We start from the raw sequence: 20,449 nt of genomic DNA, 5'->3' as shown, positions 1-20,449 counted from the left end.
GTAACCGTTTTTCATAGATTAAAGATTAGGTTAGTAAATAGTGGTTAGAAGAAAAGCTTGGGTGGGGATCCAAGCTTTTTCTGTTAATATACCTGCTAACTTTTAGTTTCTATAAAAAAAACGCCTTTTAGACTTCTTTAACATCTGTTAAATGCGCTTAACTAAACATTGTTGTATGTTTGTAATGTAAACAAAGAGTAAAAGTTTTTTCATAGATTAGATTAGGTTAGTAAATAGTGGTTAGAAGAAAAGCTTGGGTGGGGATCCAAGCTTTTTCTGTTAATATACCTGCTAGCTTTTAGTTTCTATAAAAAAAACGCCTTTTAGACTTCTTTAACATCTGTTAAATGCACTTAACTAAACATTGACGTATGTTTGTAATGTAAACGGCTGGTAACCGTTTTTTCATAGATTAAAGATTAGGTTAGTAAATAGTGGTTAGAAGAAAAGCTTGGGTGGGGATCCAAGCTTTTTTCTGTTTAAATACCTGCTAGCTCCTAATTTCTATAATTAAATATCCTTTTAGATTTCTTTAACATCTGTTAAATGCACTTAACGACACATTGGGGTATGTTTGTAATGTAAACGGCTGGTAACCGTTTTTTCATAGATTAAAGATTAGGTTAGTAAATAGTGGTTAGAAGAAAAGCTTGGGTGGGGATCCAAGCTTTTTCTATTTTATATACTTAATATCATTCAACTGGAACATTAACATTTTTCCATCTAGCATTCTTAAAATCATATAAGGATCCACCAAAATCCTTATACTTCACTCTTAAAGGATCATACTCTGGATTTATTGCATTCTTGCCCCAAATTCCAAGCATTAACTTTAAAGCTTCTTCATTCTCGGGATACTGCCCTTGATCATCCGTCTCAACAATCCATTGATTCAGCACATTAGCATATTTAGATAATTCTGAAGAATAATTAGGATTTGATGCGAGATTGTTCAACTCAAATGGATCTTCTTTCAAATTATACAATTCCTCTTTAGGCCTCTCTAATGACATGAATCGATCTTGAATGGAGTCCAATTTATTTTCAGCATGCAATTGCTTCATAACTTTCACAAATTCAACTCCATCAGCATCCATATAGCTTGGTTGCATATATGGTCTATCTGTGAGAAAATTACGAATATATTTAAACTCTTTTGATCTTACTGATCGTATCCTGTCAATTGAAAAATCGCAACGATCTCTAGTTGAAATTACAAATTCTCTTTCTTTATAATCTTCAACAAAGACGTCTCTTCCCTCCATATATTGTGGTATTGATATACCTGCTAATGCAAGAGAACTAGGCCCCAAATCAATTCCACTTATTAAAATATCATTACTGGAATTTGCTTTAATCTTCTTATTTTCCCTAAAGTCAGCAACAATAAGTGGAACGTGTATCCCACCGTCATATAGAAATTGCTTATTTCGGGTTAAACGCATTCCATGATCAGAGAAAAAGAAGATAATTGTATTATTGAGCAAACCATTCTCCTTTAGATTAGTAAGAATTTCTCCAAGTCGACCATCTGTAATTTGTATCGCATCAAGATGATTTGCATACTCTTCTATAATTGCAGGATGATTTGGTAAATACGGAGGAAGTTTAATTTTTTCTCTGTTTACAGGAGACTTTACTCTCTCCTTAAACTTAGATGAAAATATCTCCTTACCTCCATACAATTGTATTTGTCCAAAAAATGGCCCTTTATCCTTTAAAACAGATAGATCAATTCTCTTACCACTTTTACCATACAATGGATGATATGAATAATCTTGATCATATAAATCTCGTCTATCATATGTAAAATTATAATCATCCTTTCCATTATTAAAGGTGAAATATCCATTTTTCTTGAATATTTCTGGAATGGTTGAGATCGTATCTGGGAGATATATAGCTGATTCTACTGTTCGTGAACTGTGATGATTGTGCAGGCCTAATGTTGTTGACATCATACCTGTAATAACACTTGAACGACTCGCGGAGCAAACCGGCGCAGGCATAAAAGCATTGGTAAATATCTCCCCCTTACTTGCAAGTTTATCAATATTGGGTGTTTCAATTATGGTGGTACCGTAACAGCTCAATAGCGGCGCTGTATCTTCAAGACAGATCCATAAAACATTGGGTTTTTCATCTATTTTCGCTTCCTGTTTACAAGCAATAAAACTTTGTGCAACAATCAGTAAAATTATTAGACTACTATTTTTAAAATAACTCATCATCCAAAATTTTCAATTTATTTTTAAGATTAAAATATTCTTATTTCAATGGAACAATTCTTGCCACCCAACCACCTCCTGGTGCAAGGTGAATCTTCAATTTGCTGCTTTTATCAACTGTTTTTATCTCTTTCTTATAATCGATGGCATTACGGTCGGCATTGTCACCGTCGCGATACAGGATCATTTTATATTTGCCTTTAGCCAAAAAGGATAGATCAAAGCTTAATTCGCGCTTGTCCCAATCGGTCATAGCACCTATATACCACTCTTTTCCTGTTCTTCGGGCAAGAGTGATGTAGTCAGCTATTTTAGCATTCAGAACTTTGGTTTCGTCCCAAACGGCAGGAACAGCCGAAAGAAACTCCATACACTCAGGCTCCTTCTTGTAGTTCGATGGGTTGTCGCAAAGCATCTGCAAAGGGCTTTCGTAAACCACATACATGCCCAGCTGGTGGCAACGGGTTCCCATACTCATAGGTGTATCGAAAATAGGTTTGTAATCTTTCTTTTGTGCGTTACGCATGGCTCCGGGTGTATAATCCATAGGGCCTGCTACCATTCTCGAGAAAGGCGTGGTCAGGTTATGTTCAGGCGTTTGGCGCATGCTCCACTTGTATTGCTCACCACCATTCACACCTTCACGAGTCAATACGTTAGGGTATTTTCTACGGATTCCGGCTGGCTTGTACGAACCATGAAAATCAACCAATAACTCACGCTTAGCCGATTCACGGGCAATTTTGTGGTAATAGTTCACCATCCACTGGTCATCCTTATCCATAAAGTCGACTTTAATGCCTTTAATGCCCCACTTTTGGAATTGATCAAGAGCCACTTCCAACTGGTCGTCAAGCGTTTTCCAAACCACCCAAAGGATAATACCCACACCTTTTTCTTTGGCATAAGCAGTCAGATCTTCCATGTCGATTTCAGGTACAATCTTTAATAAATCGCCCAGTTCGTACCAACCCTCGTCCATAATGATGTATTCCAAACCATAGTCAGCGGCAAAGTCGATATAATACTTATAGGTTTCGGTGTTGATGCCCGCACGGAAATCGACCCCGTAAATATTGTTGGCATTCCACCAGTCCCAGGCAATTTTACCGGGTTTAATCCACGATGGATCTTTAATCACATTCTCGTCAGCCAGTAGCCATGATAATTGGTTGGTAATTAAGTCACCATCATTTTCAGCAATAGCCACATAGCGCCAGGGGAAAGTTCTCGTACCTTCTGTTTTGGCGATATAATTCATGCGGGTTCTTACAAACACATCTCTGTCTTTAATCTGTTCTGTCTTGTCAGGATAAGCAGGGAAGGTAGAAACCAAACTGTTTCCTTCGGCACCATTGAACCACATGCCCGGGTAGTCTTCCAGATCGGTTTCACCAATTAAGATGCTTGGCGCATTTTCCGATGTCATAAGTACGGGCAAAGAACCCAGATCTTTTGAAGATAGTTCACCCAGTGAAGTAAAATCGTAATAGACCTGGTTGTTTGAATGAAAGCTTTTTTCCTTTGGCCAGTATACCAGTTTATTGTCAGGGAAATGATACTTACCGGTTTCCGATTTCACGGTAATCTCAGCAGGGAAACGGGTTTCGAAACGGTAAGCAATCCCGTTATCGTAGGCTCTGAATACCAAGTCGAAGTTTTGTTTGAAGGACAATTTAATCTCATTGTAATTTTCAATAACAATCTCGTTCTTCTCACGAACTTCAGGTCTGATTTCTCTACTAACACTATTGGTATATTTTTTAATCACAACAGGATTTACGCCCAAACTAAGACCTCTTTTCAGCTCCATTGCAATAACTGTAGGTGCTACGAATAGATTTTGTTCATGTCCAACTGAAAATTTAATTTCTCCATTTGTATGAACGGTGATATTAATTTTTTGATTAGGTGATTTTAGTTGATAGTCCTTAGCATTCACTGTGGTAATTAAAATGAACATACTAAGGAAGCATATTAGTTTTCTCATATTCTTTGATTATTTCTTTAATTCTAAAATTTGCTCTTTAAACGGTAGTGCCCCAGCCGATATCCAAACCTCCGGCTTGATGTCTGTATGTTCCTTATCGTATCCCATCACAAACACCTCGATATTCTTACCAATCATACTTTTATCCAGAGGAAGGTAATAGGTGTAATTGCTGTCTCGTCTCGAATTCACAAACTCCCAGGTGTTGGATGGGAATGAAACAGCACGGTCGGGACAACCCAGGTATTCACCGTCTATCTTTGCAGCAGCATAAGCACCCTCGGTACCGTGTTTGCCGTTGATGGCAATCGACAGGTATGAGCCCTCAGGAATTTCATCCAATTTGAAGTTGGCTTGCCATGTTTGTTGTGTCTCCATTTTTTTAGCGTGTGCAAAGAGGTTTGAGGCTGTCCAATTGCTACGGTCCAGCATCTTTCCATTTTTCTTCGCTTCAATTTCAACGATTCTTCCCGGTTGTGCCCCCAGTCTCAGGTAACGGATGGGTTCATTTATATCGATGACCATTTCTTCACCAGCGTAATAGGTAATAGTTTTCCACTTTTTCAGATCTGACGAAACCTCAGCATAATTACCTTCGTCAAGCAGAAGAGGTTGAAGCGAAAATTCGTCAGGCACTTTAATAACGATTTGATCCAAATCGGTGATACGACCCAGGTCAAGACGGAAGCATCCGCCCTTAATTTTCTGATCGATATTGTATTTTCTGCTTGGCCAGTAGCCTGTTTCCATATCGCCATCAAAGAGGTTCTTGTCCCATATGCCTCGTTTTATAAAAACGTCTTGATTGAAGAAGGCATCTCTGGCTTTTTGCACCTGAGGAATATTTGTGGCGCCTGATCGTTTAAGCGATCGGACTTCGAGCGCGTTATTATCGGCAGCAAAACAGGTGGCTTCGTATAAAGCCTCATCATCAAAAGGTGTTTCGATCAATTCAAACTTTGATAATTTACGCTGAGATTCACTCTGCAATATATCTCCCTCAAAATTAACCCTCAGCAATCTACCATTCAATAACTTACTGACATTCTTACCATTAAGACTAGCACTTTTATATTCTCCTGCATTTTTCAGCTGAATTTTCGTAGTCGTGCCTTGTCTTCCAAGGATTTTAATTAGAACAGGTTGATTTGGGACATTACGTACCACCTGATAATCTGTTCCTAACAAGCTAGGTTCGTCAGTTACTTTCGAACTAGCCATAAGTAAACATGAACGAAATGGTTCAACTAAAATTTCAACTTCTTCTCCCTTACTAAAATCACCAATAATTTTTTCGGTGGGATGGAATTGTCTGAGTTCAATATTTTTATCAGTACTTAAACCGATTTCTTCGTCCAGTTTAATGGTATAGGTCATTGGTTCCCAAGTCAGGTTCGTGAGGGTTACAAAGCGTGTATTTTCATCACCTCTAGATACCGCAGAATTCCCATATTTCTCTTCTGGTAGTACGATACCATAAACTAGTATTTTTCCATATTTACGATGCAAATTATATATTCCAGCTAATTTATGATATTCATCATCATTTAGTAACCAGGGGTTACCATAAATTTCAGGAGCCAATATCATGCTGCGGTTGAAAGCTTGCATAATCAAATCATCATCCCAATAGTCGATACAGGATGAGATGCAAACGCCATGATCTTCAGTTAATCTTTTTAACCCGGGAACTAAGCCTCTGTCGAGAGCTCCGGCGCGGTGATGGGGTGCTGTTGTATTGTTGGTGGTAAACACATCGATATAAGTTTCCTGACCACCCCACAGAAAGGTAGTGGCATAGGGCTTGCTTTTCTTTAAGCCAAGGCGATGATTTAGCAAAATCAGGTCGGGGCTGTATTGGCGACAGGCTTTCATCATTTCGATAAAGGCATCTTCCTTTTCAGGACGTAAAGGACCACAAACGGCATCGAATTTAAACAGGGCAAACTCATAGTCTTTACAAAGGCTGACCATCTGATCAATTCGGGCTTGCTTTTCAGCTTCGGTATCTCCAAAACCATCGGGACCACCCCAAACACCTAATCGTGTGTTAATGGCTTTTGCTTTTTCGTAAAGGGGATCGAAGCCATTGGGAAATTGTTTTTTAAAACGTTCGGAACGCATATCGCCGTAAAATCGTTTGCCATCGATAGCACCCGCGTCGAAAGCGTAAATGTCAAGAACCATTCCGTACTCCTGATTAAGCCACTGGAAAAAATCAAGATTGATAAGGGTTTGTTCCTCAGTAGTTCCTTCGTTGGTGTTGTTGATCCATGAAAAATATTGGGCTCGGGACGGGCTTTGCTCATCGGCTCCCGGAAATACCTTTTCTTGCGCAATGGCATTATGAAAGAGGTAGATAAAAATGACTGATAATAGTATTCTATTCATTTTGGTTTTTCTTTCCTAATTCAACTCATTTCGCTAACAACTAAAAGTTAGATATAATTTGAAATATTCTGTTGTAAATTTGTGATTTTATAAGATATTCCTGGAGTAATTTACTCCAGGAATATGTTCTATGTATTACCATCCAGGATTTTGCTGAATGTGGGTAATGTCAATCTCTGCTTGTGGAATAGGCCACAGGTAATGTTTGTTAGGGTCGAATACACGTGTTCCCCACGAAAGTGTTACGGGTTGCCCTGAGTCAGGATCAGTGTAAGTCAAGCCTTCAGGTACACCAGGCATCACATTCTCTGCAATTTTCCATCTTCTGATGTCCATCAGGCGCAAGCCTTCAAAAGCCAATTCCACGCGTCGTTCGCGTCTTAGTATCGTACGCAACTCATCCTGACTTTTACCACTAGTAACCACAGGCATGTTCACATCGGCACGTTGGCGCACTTCGTTTATGGCATCGTAAACAGACTGATCGATATCATTGCTCTCAATTTTTGCTTCGGCATAAGTCAGTAGAACCTCAGCATAACGAATCAGGATGTAATGGATGGAACCATTCCAGTAGTCGCCATTGTCGATATCGTCTTCTGATATATATTTCAACCAATTGTAACCTGTGGCTGTTTTGTTCCACTGACCGCCTGTACCGTCGGTTAAGTCATCGCCTGGAATGATTTCTTTTCCAGGGTAAGTTGCTCCGGGAATCGAGTTAAAGACACCATCGCGCCAGTCGTTGCCCGGATAAAGAATGGAATATTTCATTCGAGGGTCACGGTTTGCATATGGATCGTTTGGATCGAACAAAGCTGATTCGGCTATTGTTTTACCATCGGTACACTCATAAGTGTCAACCAAAGACTGCATAGGACAACCACTGCTCCAGCCACCTGCTGAGTTAGGGCCATAATTCTGAACTGTGAAATTCCATTGGTTATCAGAGTCTTTTACTTCCTGTAAATCAAAAATGACCTCGGAGTTGCCGATCCCCTCGTAGGTGAACATCTTTTCGTAACTCGGATAAATAGTATAAACTTCTAAATCCATTACTTCCTTTGCCGCATTAGCTGCCTCTGTCCATTTTTCCTGATAAAGAAGAATTCTGGCCTTTAATGAAATTGCAGCACCTTTCGTTACTCTTCCCTGATCGTCGCTTCCATATGAACTTGGTAGGATAATAGCAGATTCTGACAAGTCCTTCACAATAGCTTCCAAAATAACATTCTTATCCGTTCGCTTAGTGTTTTCAGAAGCTTCTTTTTCGCCATCAGCATCTTCGACAGGTGTTGTATCTTGAGGTTCTAAACTGGCTGTAAGGAAAGGTACATCGCCAAACAGGTAAACCAAATCAAAATAAAAGAAGGCTCTCAGGAATTTTGCTTCAGCAAGTAAGCGGGCCTTATAGTCGGCATTAATATCGGTAACCCCATCGGCACCTTCCAATATTCTATTTACTCTTTGAATACCTCTGTATCGTTCTTTCCAGCGGGTTTCAACATAGCCGTCATAAGAAGAGGCTGTTCCGTCAGCCAGACGATAACCCGCATTCCATGAGTGGTGATCAAGTGCATTATCGGTTAAAGCTTCGACACGAAGCAAATCGGTTGAATAGCCATATTTACTTCCCCAGCTATTGAAACCAATAGAAGCATAGGCTGCATTTAATGCATAGACCAAATCTTTCTCCTGAGTGAAGAAATCTGCTGAAGATACCTGATCGCTAGGTGTACGCTCCAGAAAATCGTCGCTACAGCCTGCCAGTACCATCAAAAAAACTGTGGCTAAGCATATTATATTTGTTTTCATATGATTATAATTTATTTTTTAGTTGTCATATGGAACTTACCATTCAGGGATAATCATCTCCCTGTGTGTCAAAACACCTTTGTCATGGACGTTTCATATAATCATTTTTTAAATAATCCGATAACAATCGGGAATTTCACTTATTTCTCTCTTATATTCTATTAGAATCGAACTTGAATTCCCATTGTATAGGTTGAAACAGGTGGGTAGTAATTTGGTCTTCCATCATAAGTTTCCGGATCGAGTCCCGATTCTACATCCGTAATGGTAAACAGATTGGTCCCACCGACATATAATCTCAATTTATCAAGCTTTAATCTTTCCAATACAGATTTAGGGAAAGAATAACCAATTTGCAGGTTTTTCAATCTGACGTATGAGGCATCTCTTATCCAAAAATCGTTGTACAGATAGTTGTTTTTGTTTGAGGCAGCCTGTAATCTTGGAAAGGAAGCATCGGTGTTTTCAGGTGTCCATCGATCCAATACACGGGTTGTTGTGAAGATTTCATATGCCGGACCTTCGTTAGGTGCACCATAGAAATAGTTTTCAGCCTTGAGAACACCCTGAAAGAAGGCTGAAAAATCGAAACCTTTGTATTCGGCATAAAGGTTAAGACCAACTGTATAATGTGGAATTGGAGAGCCGATGACCTTACGATCATCGTCGTTTATCTCACCATCGTCATTCTGATCAACCAGTTTAATATCACCGGGCTTCAGCTCCGATTGGTTAGGTTGAACGGCATGCGCATCAATTTCGGCTTGAGTTTGGAATAAGCCATCAGATTCATATCCGTAGAATGAATTGATCGCTTCACCTTCTTTTAGGATAGTCCATCCGCTAATTGAAGGCTCGTTTCCTGCAAAGTCAATCAGTTCATTTTTCACATCGGAGATATTGAAACCGATAGAGTAAGTCAAATCATTAATCGTATTTCGATGGGTAATCGCCAGTTCCCAACCTGTGTTTCGAACCTGACCGGCATTGGTTTCTGAGGCACTTAGTCCGGTTAAATATGAAATTGGCAATTTCAACAGAACATCTTTGGTATCTTTTTGGTACCAGTCAGCAACAATTTCCAGTTTGTTGTTGAATAAGGCAAGGTCCAAACCAAAATCTATCATTTCGGTTGTTTCCCAGGTGATATCGGTATTAGCAAAATACCATTGCGAATAGCCATTCACCTCGTTGTCGTTAAAGTTATAAGGGAAATCAGCATAAACGGTAGACGAAAATTTATAGTAACCGATGTTCTGATTCCCTAATTGTCCCCAACTACCTCTTAGTTTCAGGTTATTTACCATACTAATCTCATTCATAAAATCTTCTTCCGTCACTCTCCAACCTGCTGAAAAGGATGGGAAGACGCCCCATTTGTTTCCTTCTGCAAATCGGGATGATCCATCGTAACGGATATTTCCTTCAAGCAGGTATTTGCCTTTGTAGGCATAGTTTACCCTTCCCAAATATGAAAGTAAAGCCCAGTCTTCCTGGTAACCTTCATTGGTTTGACCTTCGGCATCACCTGTGTTCAACTCCGTATAATTATCGCCGTAAATATTGTTACGCGCTCCATTAAGGATATAGGCTGTATTCTCTGTAATATCAGTACCTGCTAACAGATCGAGTTCATGATCGCCAAAGCTTGTGTTATAATTCAGCAAGGCCTTAAAGTTGATTTCCTCCTGTTGCCATCGACCATCGACCAATTTACTTGGTGACCATTTTTGAATGACATTGTCTGTATTTTCAGGATCCACAAAGTCATATGCAGCGGTGTAGTTTTTGTAACGGTTATTGATGCTTTTGTATGAAAGATCAGCCTTAAGCGTTAAGCCTTTTACCATCTCTATATCGGTTCCGATTTTCATGTTAAGCGTTTCATCAACGGACTCATTCATTCCGCCAACTTCAAGACAAGCCAGGGCATTGGTATTGTCTTTATTCAAACCATACACACCATTGGGATACTTTAAAACAGTAACGGGTGAGGTGCCCACCATGGCTCCTATAGCTGAATTTAACCTGTTTGGCTTTTCGTTATCTCTTCGGTTGAACGAAACATCTGCTCTGACTTTAAAATTGTCTTTCACCTGAAAGTCTGTATTCAAACGGAAACCATAGCGCTTCGAACTGACATTCTTAAGCATACCTTCCTGATCCATATGATTCAGAGATAAGGCTATTTTTGATTTCTCATTTCCACCACTGATTCGTAGTGATTGATTGAAAACCGGAGCGGTCTCGAACAGCTCTTCAAACAGATTTGCATAAGGATAATTGATTGGATCGTCACCAGCAACCGTTTTCTGTATGTAATCATCAGAGTATTTTGCATCCAGTCCGGCATTAACAAGGGCCTCGTTTACCAGGTTCAGGTAATCTTCAGCTCCAACTTGTTCGGGTAGGGTAGCAGGAGTTTGCCAGCCATAATAGCCATCGTAGTTGACTTTGTAGCCACCTTCTTGTCCTCTTTTTGTGGTAATCAGGATAACACCATTGGCTGCCATTGCACCATAAATTGATGAGGATGCTGCATCTTTCAAAATTGAAATACTTTCAATATCAGAAGGGTTTATATCACTCATTGACATTTCAATACCATCGACTAAAACTAAAGGGTGCTGTTTTTGAAGCATTATTAGCATCTGGTATACTTGCAATTCCACGAATATTGATGTTAAGATTTTCATCTCCGGGAGCTCCTCCACGATCAACGATTGTGACACCAGTAGATACACCCTGCAGGGCCTGACGTGCATCGGTCATGGGTTTTTTCACCATTTCATCACCTTTTACAGCTGAAACAGATCCCGTAAGGTTAGCTTTTTTCTGGGTTCCATACCCAACGACAACAACTTCGTCAAGTCCCAGAGCATCTTCTAGTAGCGTAACATTAATTATTGACTTGCCAGCTACTGCTACCTCTTGATTTAAGAAACCAATAAAGCTGAAAATCAGAGTTGCATTCTCAGGAACACTTATTTCGTAATTCCCATCAAAATCAGTTATGGTACCCGTAGTAGTTCCTTTAACGATGATATTCACACCAATTAAAGATTCTCCATTTTTGTCTACCACATTTCCCAGTATTCTTTTTTCCTGAGATTGAAGCACAGTCGATTCCTTTTTTTCATTAACGGACGATGCATATGCTGGTGTAACCGAAATAAAAAAAACGGCGCAACACAAGCTTGCAATCCATGAAAAACTTTTCTTTAGAAGGCTGCTTTGCCTTGCTAAATCTCTTGAGTTTTGATTCATAAAATTTTAGGTTAGTTTATTAATTAATATTTGTTATTAATCAGGAATGGTGGGAGCATTCCTAAGAATTTTGATCTAGCATTAACTCTTTCGAGATAATACTACAAGTCTCTTAAAGACCTTTCAAAACACGCGATTATAGGAGGGAAATGATGGTACTGATTGACCAAAATTGAGCACGATATGACCAATTTGCACTAAAATGAGTGAGTTGACACAAAAATCAATTCAAAACTCATACATATTCTAAAAAACTCTAAATGTTGTGTCGAATTACTCTACTGATTCAGTAATGGAACAAAGATTTTCATAATACTCTTTGTATTCTGAAGGAGCTATGCCAAACTGCTGTTTAAAACAACGTGTGAAATAAGAAGGTGTGTTGAATCCCACTTCGTAGGCAATTTCATTCACACTTAAATCGGGTAGAATAAGCAGCTGAGCTGATTTTCGAAGTCTAATGAATCGAATCAGTTCATTGGGTGACAGATCGGTAATGATTTTGAGCTTTCGATAGAAGTTTGATTTACTCATTTGCATGTCAGCATAGAGTTCATTTACACCATAAGTATTATTAGACAGATTATTTTCAATCAAAAGAATTGCCTTTTGCATAAATTCATTCTTCATCCATTCTTTGAAAATTTTCTCTTCCGGCGTTTCAATTTCAGTCGGCTCTTCCTCTTCCACAGTTAAAGATCTAATTGCATTCTTTGATCTCCAATAGAGAAATGCAGTTGCTCCTATAATGGTTACAAAGATGAACCACAAAATCGTAGCATTATTGTAAGCTCTTTTCATTTGAAATTCGAAAGAAGCATAATCGTTACTTATTATACCATCGGAATTTATTGCTGTAATATCCACCTGATAAGATCCTTTTCCAAAATGAGAAAAATCAAGAATAGATTGATTTGCGGAAATGTATCTCCATGTAGAGTCAGGATCAGAAAATCGATAAGCTATTCCATTCTCTTCATGATGATTAAATGAATAATTATAGATTTTAAAAACAGACTCTGATCCATTAGTTCCTTGCTCAACTTTATATAAAGGCGTAGCTAAATAACTATTTTCCTTAGGATAAATAGAAACGACACCATCGTTGCTTCCCCAATAGAATTGCCCTGATTGACTATGCACCAATTTTCCGTGATTGAAACTATTAGCCTTTGAACCACCTGGAATTTGATAACCTGAAAATAATTTACTTTTAGAATCGAATCGATATATTCCCATTCGAGATCCAAGCCAAAATTGCCCTTCTTCATCTTTCGAAATTGAAGTAAATTCAATTACTTTATTAGGAGGATTAAAAAATGTAGGTTTTGAATTTCCATTACTAATTAAAGCAAGACCTTTTGAAGTTGCTACCCAAATTTCATTAGATTCAATATGAAAATTTGATACTTCTGAAGCCAATTCAATTTTTTCTTGATTATAGTACAATTCCATATCTAAAGAAAGTATCCACATATTATCTAAAGAATCAACTAGGATGTCAATAGATGGCAAACTATCCACTCTTCGTAAATTATCTGCTACTCCCTCACAAACAAAACTTCCCTTATTCGAACAGATGTACAATTTATCATTAAACTTTTTCAAACCATAGATGTAGTCGTTTTTAACCAAGCCTGCCTTATTCGAAAACAATTGCCCCGAAGCAATAACTTTTTTTGAATTTAACGAAGGATAATCAGCCGTTATAATTCCCATATGCCTTGTCCCGATATACAGTTTGTCTTTAAATCGCAAAATGGCTTCTATGAACAAATCATTCATATTCCCTTGTAGAATAGGAATAGGAATCAACTCTTCCTTTTCCTGATCAAGTAAATACAAGCCCTTACCCGAAGTTCCAATCCATATTCTGCCATCCTCAGTCTGAGTTATAGCATTTATATAGCCAGCTTCAGGCTCCTGAGCATGCAAACTGCTTTTGTATTTTTTGTAAGTGATTTTTTTACGATCAATTTTATTCAAACCTGCACGATTTGTTCCAACCCATACAGATCCTGAGTAATCTCGAAAAAGAATGTTTACTTGTGCATCGTAATAGTCATTAAATATTTCATTATCTCGATCAATAAAATCCTTCAAACTATATTTACCATCAATCTGCTGTAGTTGCTGAACAGACTCTCCATAGGTTCCCAAAATAATTCCATCAGAACTCGAAATATTCAATGATGTAAAAAAGTCAGGAGTTTCCGTCCTAATTTCTTCTATTCCTGAAATCCACAATCCTTTATCTGTTAAAAATACTGGAGTCCCATTCTCCATAAATTCAATCGACACCAACTTTTCATTTTTAAGCTCTGGATAAGACCTCTCGAGAGCAAACGTTTCAGCTTCGAGATTTACTTCCCATACGCCATTTTCATTTGTTCCCAACAAAAGTTTTTCATTCGGCGAAATACATTTGCAAGTAATATCCTGATCAAAGACTCGAATACCAATTTGCTTTTCTTCATCATACTCGAATAATCCTGATCGACTTCCAATATAAATTTTGTTTTTAGTGCGAAAGAATACAGTAATTGGGTCATGTTCATCTTGAGGTAGACGAAGTTTTATAAATTCTTTTTCTGAAATTGAGAACAGATAATTCCCTTCGTTGGTTCCCAATAAAAGTTGATTCTTATTGATTTGATCGATAAAAGAAATGGCATGCAAAAAAATTGAATCGGACATTGGATAACTTATAAATTCCAACCCATTGTAGCTACTTAATCCCTCTAAGGTCCCAATCCATAATAAACCCGTAGAATCCTGAAATACTGAAGAAATAGTATTGTTGGCAATACCATGCTCAGTTGTATACTTTGCTAGTTTTTGAAAATACTGAGTTCCCTGCAGCTTTGAGCTACATATTAAAAGAAAAACAAAACAGCAAACTAAAATTCTTCTTCGCATCCTATTCTTTTCTTGAATTATAAAGATAAGAAAAACAAGAGAGGCTCCCAATCTCCCACAATGTATGAGCCACTCCTGTTTCATATCTAACTTGAAAAACCATTTACAAATATTTTAATGCATTATTTACATTTACTAAATATTGCAAAAAAAATGCAAGTAATATAATATTCGATCTAATCTATCTTGTTAGTAAAGCAAAGAAAAATAAGAATTCACGACTAGCACAAAATGACCAAAATGGAGCATAATATGACCAAAAAAAGCAGTATCAATGATGGTTTCAGTATAATTTGGGTTTTACTGACAAAGAGGTAATTAAATCATATGCTTCTCAAAACAAACACTTGTATCAACTCCAGCATATTGTCCATAATTAGGTATTAATTGGTAGCCACTTTTATAATATAATCCAATAGCTTCTGGTTGTTTTACTCCGGTTTCCAAAATGCACTTGCTAAAAGATAGTTCACATGTCCATTTTTCCAATTCCATCAAAACTTTTGAGGCAACTCCCTTTCCTCTAGTCTCAGGCAACACAAACATGCGTTTAATTTCCATCACATTATGAGCATACTCTTTTATTGCGCCACAACCAACAGGTTTACCACACTCATATGCGATAACAACATATTTAATGTGATCAATTTTATTGAATTGAGAATAAAAAGAATGATCCTCTCCATCTCTTATTTTCAAATCTGCATCAAGAATTTCCACTAATTCTATAAAATACTTATTATCAGAGTTAGTTCGCTTCAACTGAATCATATTTATTTAATTTGAATGTGAATGTGGTCATCGTGTCGAACTGCACCGCAACCATGGAATCGAACCCTCTTATCAGTAAGGTTTAGCCTATGCTTTAAATGTGGTTCAATAAATAATTTGGTAAGGTTTTTATGACTTAAGAAGACCTTAATCAATTCTTTTGTTCCTGTTTCCGAAAATCGCAAATCAGAATTAATACTTCCCAAAGTTAGATACTTGGGGTAATCGTATTGAAAATATCCCTTCTCTAAACAATCTTTACATTGATTGAATTCATCTTCACGAGCATCTTCAAAAACACCATAACCACTCAAAGACTTTCCCTTATTCGAAATTATGCCTGTTTCATCCTCGTACACTAAACTAAAGTCTATATTACGACCATCATTGTGGCTTAAATGTGGCAATAGCGGAAACCCTTTAATAAAGGGAAAGCAGGCATCTAAATATCGAATTTGAATTTCAGGTTTCTCACTCATTAACTGATTTGAGGTCTCCTGTAAAAATACATTTGTCTCATTTGTTACATAGTTCCGATTTAATAAAACCGTTAGATAATTTGCTGGCTTCAAATAAGAATTGTTATCAATTTTTTGTCTTCCAAACCAAGGTGAGGTCAGAGGTACAATCAGAAAAGTGCATATCAGATATAAAATTGTAAATACCAAAGCTAATTTACCACGCATTTGGTATCGTATCCAATTAGATAAAACGATACTGATCAAATATACAATTCCGCCAACCTGAGTTAATGCAGTTAAAATGATAACAAGTAGAATATTCCAAGAATACTTTATAAATTGACTCATTATTGATTCAAATAATCGTTTAACCTTTGATTAATAAAATACTGCCAACCTCCCGTGCAAGAATCTCTGGAAAATTCAGGAATATCCTTTGGAAAGGTTTCTAGTCCAAAATTTGTTAAACGAAGTAGAATTTGTTCTCCTTCCGTAAACAATTCAAAACTAACTATTCCTCTCCCACTTAATTTATCGTATCTCCAGTCGTATACAATTTTTTGCAATGGAATAACTTCTGTAATTTTCCATAGGTGCATAAATTGTCTTTCACCAGCATCTACATTAAACCTGGTCTCAAACCCTTCTTCCGCCAAAAATTCTGGGATATTCTCGAAAAACCATTTTTGCATTTGAGGCAACTCTGTAATGGCACTCCAAACCTGCTCTCTGGTCTTGTTAAATTTTTGTTCTACAATTATTGGTTGGTGTAAAATACTCATGACATATACTTCTTCAAAGTTACCAATAACTTTTTCCTTCCTTTTTGAAAGAATCATTTATTGAGTGTTTTAAAGATAATAGGAAAAGATAAATACTAAAGCAGTTTTTTAGGAAGCGTTACAATAAATTCACTTCCTTTTCCAAAATTACTATTCACATCAATATGTCCACCATTCTTTTCTGCAAATTCTTTACATAGAATTAAACCCAAGCCAGTTCCTTTTTCATTATTGGTTCCTTCACTTGTTACCGTTTCATCTATTCTAAAAAGTTTTTTTAAAACTTCTGGTGGCATCCCTAGACCTGTATCAACAATATGCAAGTTAATATAGTCTTCCTTATCGGATACATTTATAGATATCAAACCTCCATTCGGAGTAAATTTAATGGCATTATTTACAATATTTCCAATAACAATCATGGAAGTATTTTTATCAACTAAAAGTGTAATGTAATCTGCAACATTTATTTCAATATCAATGTTTTTTCTAGTCGCATTTAAACCATACAATGCGATGCTTTTAGTAACCAATTCTCTTAAGTTAAGAGCTTTTTTGTCCATCGCAATATCACCTGTTTGCGTTTGTGCCCAGGTAAGAAGATTACTCAATAATTCGTAGGCATATTGAGATGACTTATCAATATCTTCGATCATATCAATTCTAGCGATATCATCCAGAGAATCATAATCTTCCTTTAATAATTCTGTAAAACCAATAATACTATTAAATGGCCCCTTTAAATCGTGAGAAATTATTTTAAAAAACTTATCCTTCATGGCATTTAGCTTCTGAAGTTCTTCATTCTTATGAATAAGCTCTGCTTTTTGCTCTTCAATTAACTTATTCTTGAGAGAAAGCACCGAATTTGCCTCTTGCTTTAATTTATTTCGATTAACTAAAATAAGCACAACCAATGTCACCAAAATCAATAATACAATAACTGAATTTCTTAAATTGGTCTGTTTGGTAATTGCTAAAGTTTGAAGCTCACTATTTTTTCGAAGCAATTGATTTTCCTTTTCCTTTTTTACACTTTCATATTTCGTTTGCATTTCAGCAATTTGGCGAGAGCTTTTTTCATTGTAAATACTATCATTTAAAGACGAGGATTGAGCAAAATATTCTAAAGCTTTTTCATAATTACCAAGCGATTTGTATACATCGGAGTAATTCTTATAAATTTCCAATTTTTGCTCCCTTGAATTCAATGTTGTAGCTAAATCTAATGCTTTTGCATAGTAAAATAAGGCTACATTGTATTTTTCCTGAACAGCATAAAGAAGTCCAATACTCTTATTCGCAAACAATACGCCAATTTGATCATTTATTTTCTGACTCAAAGAAAGAGACTCTTGAAAATACTTCTTGGCCTCATCATACTCTTTCAGGTAATATTTTGCATTTCCAATATTATACAAACAAATTGTAGCTCCATATTGATTATTCTGTTTGATGTTATTTTTTAAAGCTTTCTGATAATAAACTTGAGCATTTATATAATCTTTCTTAGCCTCGTAAATTTGCCCTAAGGTATTTAGATGAGCAGAAAGAACTTCATCATCTTTTAATTCCTTACCTAATGATATTGCTTCCTGAATATAACTAGAAGCCTTCTCGTAATTATTAAGCGCAAGGTAAACTAAACTAGCATTGCCAAGCGTTTTCCTCTTCATTTTAGTGAAATTGTGTTTCTCACATATTTCCAATGATTTAATATAGTGTTTTAAAGAATTATCGAAATCAGATAAATTTTTATAAACCACTCCAAAGTTTACCAATACGGATGCTTGACCATGAAAATCATTAAGTTCCACATACAAAGGCAATGTTTTTTCAAAATATTCAAGAGCTTTATCTGATTCCCCTTCCGCCCAATAATTAATTCCTAAATTTTGCATTGCTTTTGCCATATCACTTTTACTACCCTTCTTTAGAGCAATTTCGTAAGCCGCATTTGCATATTCTAATCCCTTTTCAGGATTAGAATTCCAATAAGAATGAGATAAATTATTTAATATTCTAGCTTTCTCCAATCCTTGTTTTAAAAGAAGTATACTTTCTAAACTATCAACATTGATTTGGGAGAATGATACATTCGAAAGGAGAATGAAAAGAATTAAGATAAAATATTTCATTGTAAAGCATTTAAGGAATCATCGTTATTTATTTAAATAGATAACGAAAAACAAAGCTTAAGGGTTACTCTAATAACTCTTAAAAACTATTATATAGATTAGGTTCAAACTATAAACAAGGATTACCGAACTAAGCATTTTTACTTTTTCCTACAATATTGTAAATTCGCTTTTGATAAAAAATAGATTAATAACCTCAAAAAGACTATTTATCAAATGAGAAGAAGTAGTATTATTTGCGCTTTTTTAGCTGCTATTGTCAGTTTTAGTGCTTGTAGAAAAGTACCAAGATCAGGTAAGATGGATTTTAAATCGAGTATTGATAGTGTTAGCTATGCCTTGGGTTATATTGAAGCCAATAATTTTAAGAAGACTTTCGAACAGGTACCATTCCTAATGGATTCAATGACCTTTGTTAATTTTGCCAAAATTATGGCAAAAACACAACTAACAGAAAAATATTCTGATATTAGAATCAAACAGTTCAACGGGTTTAATGAAGATGCTTTTTACAAAGGATTTGTAAATGAGTTAGCCTATGGTAAGTCTTATTTTTCTGAAACAAATGCAGATATCTATTTGAGAAAAATTTTTAAGCAGCAAAAGGCGATAAAAGATTCCTTGCAAAAGGAAATTGGAAAATCCAATCTACTAAAAGGTAAAAACTTCCTTACAGAAAATAAAAAACATAAAGGAATTAAGGAAACTGAAAGTGGACTGCAATACAAAATTATAAAAGAAGGAAATGGTAAAATTGCTGCCAATACCGATTGGGTGAAATGTGTATATCATGGAACTTTATTGGACAAAACAGTTTTCGATAGCTCGAAAGAACGTGGAGACACAACTTCTTTTGCTGTAAATCGAGTAATAAAAGGTTGGACTGAAGCTCTCCAAATAATGCCAGAAGGTTCAGAATGGAGATTATTCATTCCGTCAGAATTGGCGTATGGTGAAAGAGGTAGTGGTGACAAAATTGGACCAAACGAAACGCTAATATTCGATATCAATTTAGTAGAAGTCCTTGATAAGAGTAAAAAGTAAAAAAATATTTAACAATAAAAAAGGATACCATTTAGGTATCCTTTTTTTGATCAAAATTCGCTTATTATTGTAATAATTCATAAATAGATTACTTATTAAGATTACTTTAATGCTTAATTTAAAATAAAAACATACGCTTTTACTGGGCTTATCAATACTACTACTATATTTATAGTATTTATTACTACAAACATAGTAGGATTTTAAAATAAGTCTACTATATTTGTAGTATACAATTAAAATCAAAAACTCTATGGACTTAAAATCACTAACAAAAGCAGAAGAACAAATCATGCAAATTATCTGGAAATTGCGTGAAGCTATTGTTAAGGATGTACTTGAACAATTTGAAGGATCGAAACCTGCCTATACAACTATTGCTACCGTATTAAGCGTACTAGAAAAAAAAGGCTTTGTTTCGCATCGTAAAATTGGCAATACAAAATTATTTACGCCGACAATCAGTAAAGCTGAGTATACTAAATTTCAGTTTACCTCTCTATTAGGAAACTACTTTAACGGTTCCTTTCCTAAAATGGCTAGTTTCTTTGCAAAAGAAAACGATATGGATATTTCTGATTTGGAAAAAATAATGAAGGAAGCCGAAAAGGAAATGAAGAAAGATAAAGAACAAATGGAATAA

Annotated in this window: 13 protein-coding genes; 2 read left to right on the top strand and 11 right to left on the bottom strand. The window is 36.2% G+C overall.

The features are described from left to right. Nucleotides 1-692: 692 nt before the first annotated feature. The 11 genes from L3049_RS16025 to L3049_RS15975 all read right to left on the bottom strand — a co-directional run bounded on the left by L3049_RS16025 (nucleotide 693) and on the right by L3049_RS15975 (nucleotide 18,762). Nucleotides 693-2,228, bottom strand: coding sequence for a sulfatase family protein (locus L3049_RS16025; protein WP_275110829.1), 1,536 nt, complete (start codon nucleotides 2,226-2,228; stop codon nucleotides 693-695). Between the two features lie 40 nt (nucleotides 2,229-2,268). Continuing rightward, complete coding sequence (locus L3049_RS16020; RefSeq protein WP_275110828.1) at nucleotides 2,269-4,218, bottom strand: glycoside hydrolase family 97 protein; 1,950 nt, start codon at nucleotides 4,216-4,218, stop codon at nucleotides 2,269-2,271. Nucleotides 4,219-4,227: 9 nt separating this feature from the next. Next, nucleotides 4,228-6,609 carry a hypothetical protein gene (locus tag L3049_RS16015; RefSeq protein ID WP_275110827.1) on the bottom strand — a complete coding sequence of 794 codons (2,382 nt, stop codon included), beginning with the start codon at nucleotides 6,607-6,609 and terminating at the stop codon, nucleotides 4,228-4,230. Nucleotides 6,610-6,744: 135 nt separating this feature from the next. Beyond that, nucleotides 6,745-8,424: a RagB/SusD family nutrient uptake outer membrane protein gene (locus L3049_RS16010; RefSeq protein WP_275110826.1), complete on the bottom strand. Its 1,680-nt coding sequence runs from the start codon at nucleotides 8,422-8,424 to the stop codon at nucleotides 6,745-6,747. Between the two features lie 161 nt (nucleotides 8,425-8,585). Then, the gene (locus L3049_RS16005) at nucleotides 8,586-11,066 is read right to left on the bottom strand and encodes a SusC/RagA family TonB-linked outer membrane protein (protein ID WP_275110825.1); all 2,481 of its coding nucleotides are present in this window, start codon (nucleotides 11,064-11,066) and stop codon (nucleotides 8,586-8,588) included. After that, nucleotides 11,023-11,691, bottom strand: coding sequence for a carboxypeptidase-like regulatory domain-containing protein (locus L3049_RS16000; RefSeq protein WP_275110824.1), 669 nt, complete (start codon nucleotides 11,689-11,691; stop codon nucleotides 11,023-11,025). Before L3049_RS16000 ends, L3049_RS16005 begins: the two co-directional genes overlap by 44 nt. Before the next feature lie 273 nt (nucleotides 11,692-11,964). Next, nucleotides 11,965-14,610, bottom strand: coding sequence for a helix-turn-helix domain-containing protein (locus tag L3049_RS15995; RefSeq protein ID WP_275110823.1), 2,646 nt, complete (start codon nucleotides 14,608-14,610; stop codon nucleotides 11,965-11,967). Nucleotides 14,611-14,928: 318 nt separating this feature from the next. Further along, on the bottom strand, nucleotides 14,929-15,381 hold the full coding sequence (locus L3049_RS15990) for a GNAT family N-acetyltransferase (protein ID WP_275110822.1): 453 nt from the start codon (nucleotides 15,379-15,381) through the stop codon (nucleotides 14,929-14,931). A gap of 2 nt (nucleotides 15,382-15,383) precedes the next feature. Then, complete coding sequence (locus L3049_RS15985) at nucleotides 15,384-16,190, bottom strand: hypothetical protein (protein ID WP_275110821.1); 807 nt, start codon at nucleotides 16,188-16,190, stop codon at nucleotides 15,384-15,386. After that, the gene (locus tag L3049_RS15980; protein WP_275110820.1) at nucleotides 16,190-16,681 is read right to left on the bottom strand and encodes an SRPBCC family protein; all 492 of its coding nucleotides are present in this window, start codon (nucleotides 16,679-16,681) and stop codon (nucleotides 16,190-16,192) included. Before L3049_RS15980 ends, L3049_RS15985 begins: the two co-directional genes overlap by 1 nt. Nucleotides 16,682-16,719: 38 nt before the next feature. Further along, nucleotides 16,720-18,762, bottom strand: a complete 2,043-nt coding sequence (locus tag L3049_RS15975; RefSeq protein WP_275110819.1) for an ATP-binding protein — start codon at nucleotides 18,760-18,762, stop codon at nucleotides 16,720-16,722. 216 nt (nucleotides 18,763-18,978) lie between these two features. Between L3049_RS15975 and bamJ the strand changes: the two genes are divergently transcribed. After that, a complete protein-coding gene (bamJ, locus tag L3049_RS15970) occupies nucleotides 18,979-19,806 on the top strand; it encodes a BamJ family beta-barrel-assembly machinery protein (protein ID WP_275110818.1) in 828 nt (275 codons plus the stop codon). 253 nt (nucleotides 19,807-20,059) lie between these two features. Continuing rightward, nucleotides 20,060-20,449, top strand: coding sequence for a BlaI/MecI/CopY family transcriptional regulator (locus L3049_RS15965; RefSeq protein WP_275110817.1), 390 nt, complete (start codon nucleotides 20,060-20,062; stop codon nucleotides 20,447-20,449).

Origin of the sequence: Labilibaculum sp. DW002, from assembly GCF_029029525.1 — a bacterium.
Classification (GTDB): Bacteria; Bacteroidota; Bacteroidia; order Bacteroidales; family Marinifilaceae; genus Paralabilibaculum; species Paralabilibaculum antarcticum.
This window is presented reverse-complemented; position numbering and strand designations above follow the sequence as displayed.

Excerpts from the sequence above, each read along its gene's own strand:
- L3049_RS16025 (WP_275110829.1), bottom strand. The coding sequence starts at position 2,228 with ATGAGTTATTTTAAAAATAGTAGTCTAATAATTTTACTGATTGTTGCA.
- L3049_RS16020 (WP_275110828.1), bottom strand. The coding sequence starts at position 4,218 with ATGAGAAAACTAATATGCTTCCTTAGTATGTTCATTTTAATTACCACA.
- L3049_RS16015 (WP_275110827.1), bottom strand. The coding sequence starts at position 6,609 with ATGAATAGAATACTATTATCAGTCATTTTTATCTACCTCTTTCATAAT.
- L3049_RS16010 (WP_275110826.1), bottom strand. The coding sequence starts at position 8,424 with ATGAAAACAAATATAATATGCTTAGCCACAGTTTTTTTGATGGTACTG.
- L3049_RS16005 (WP_275110825.1), bottom strand. The coding sequence starts at position 11,066 with ATGCTTCAAAAACAGCACCCTTTAGTTTTAGTCGATGGTATTGAAATG.
- L3049_RS16000 (WP_275110824.1), bottom strand. The coding sequence starts at position 11,691 with ATGAATCAAAACTCAAGAGATTTAGCAAGGCAAAGCAGCCTTCTAAAG.
- L3049_RS15995 (WP_275110823.1), bottom strand. The coding sequence starts at position 14,610 with ATGCGAAGAAGAATTTTAGTTTGCTGTTTTGTTTTTCTTTTAATATGT.
- L3049_RS15990 (WP_275110822.1), bottom strand. The coding sequence starts at position 15,381 with ATGATTCAGTTGAAGCGAACTAACTCTGATAATAAGTATTTTATAGAA.
- L3049_RS15985 (WP_275110821.1), bottom strand. The coding sequence starts at position 16,190 with ATGAGTCAATTTATAAAGTATTCTTGGAATATTCTACTTGTTATCATT.
- L3049_RS15980 (WP_275110820.1), bottom strand. The coding sequence starts at position 16,681 with ATGATTCTTTCAAAAAGGAAGGAAAAAGTTATTGGTAACTTTGAAGAA.
- L3049_RS15975 (WP_275110819.1), bottom strand. The coding sequence starts at position 18,762 with ATGAAATATTTTATCTTAATTCTTTTCATTCTCCTTTCGAATGTATCA.
- bamJ (WP_275110818.1), top strand. The coding sequence starts at position 18,979 with ATGAGAAGAAGTAGTATTATTTGCGCTTTTTTAGCTGCTATTGTCAGT.
- L3049_RS15965 (WP_275110817.1), top strand. The coding sequence starts at position 20,060 with ATGGACTTAAAATCACTAACAAAAGCAGAAGAACAAATCATGCAAATT.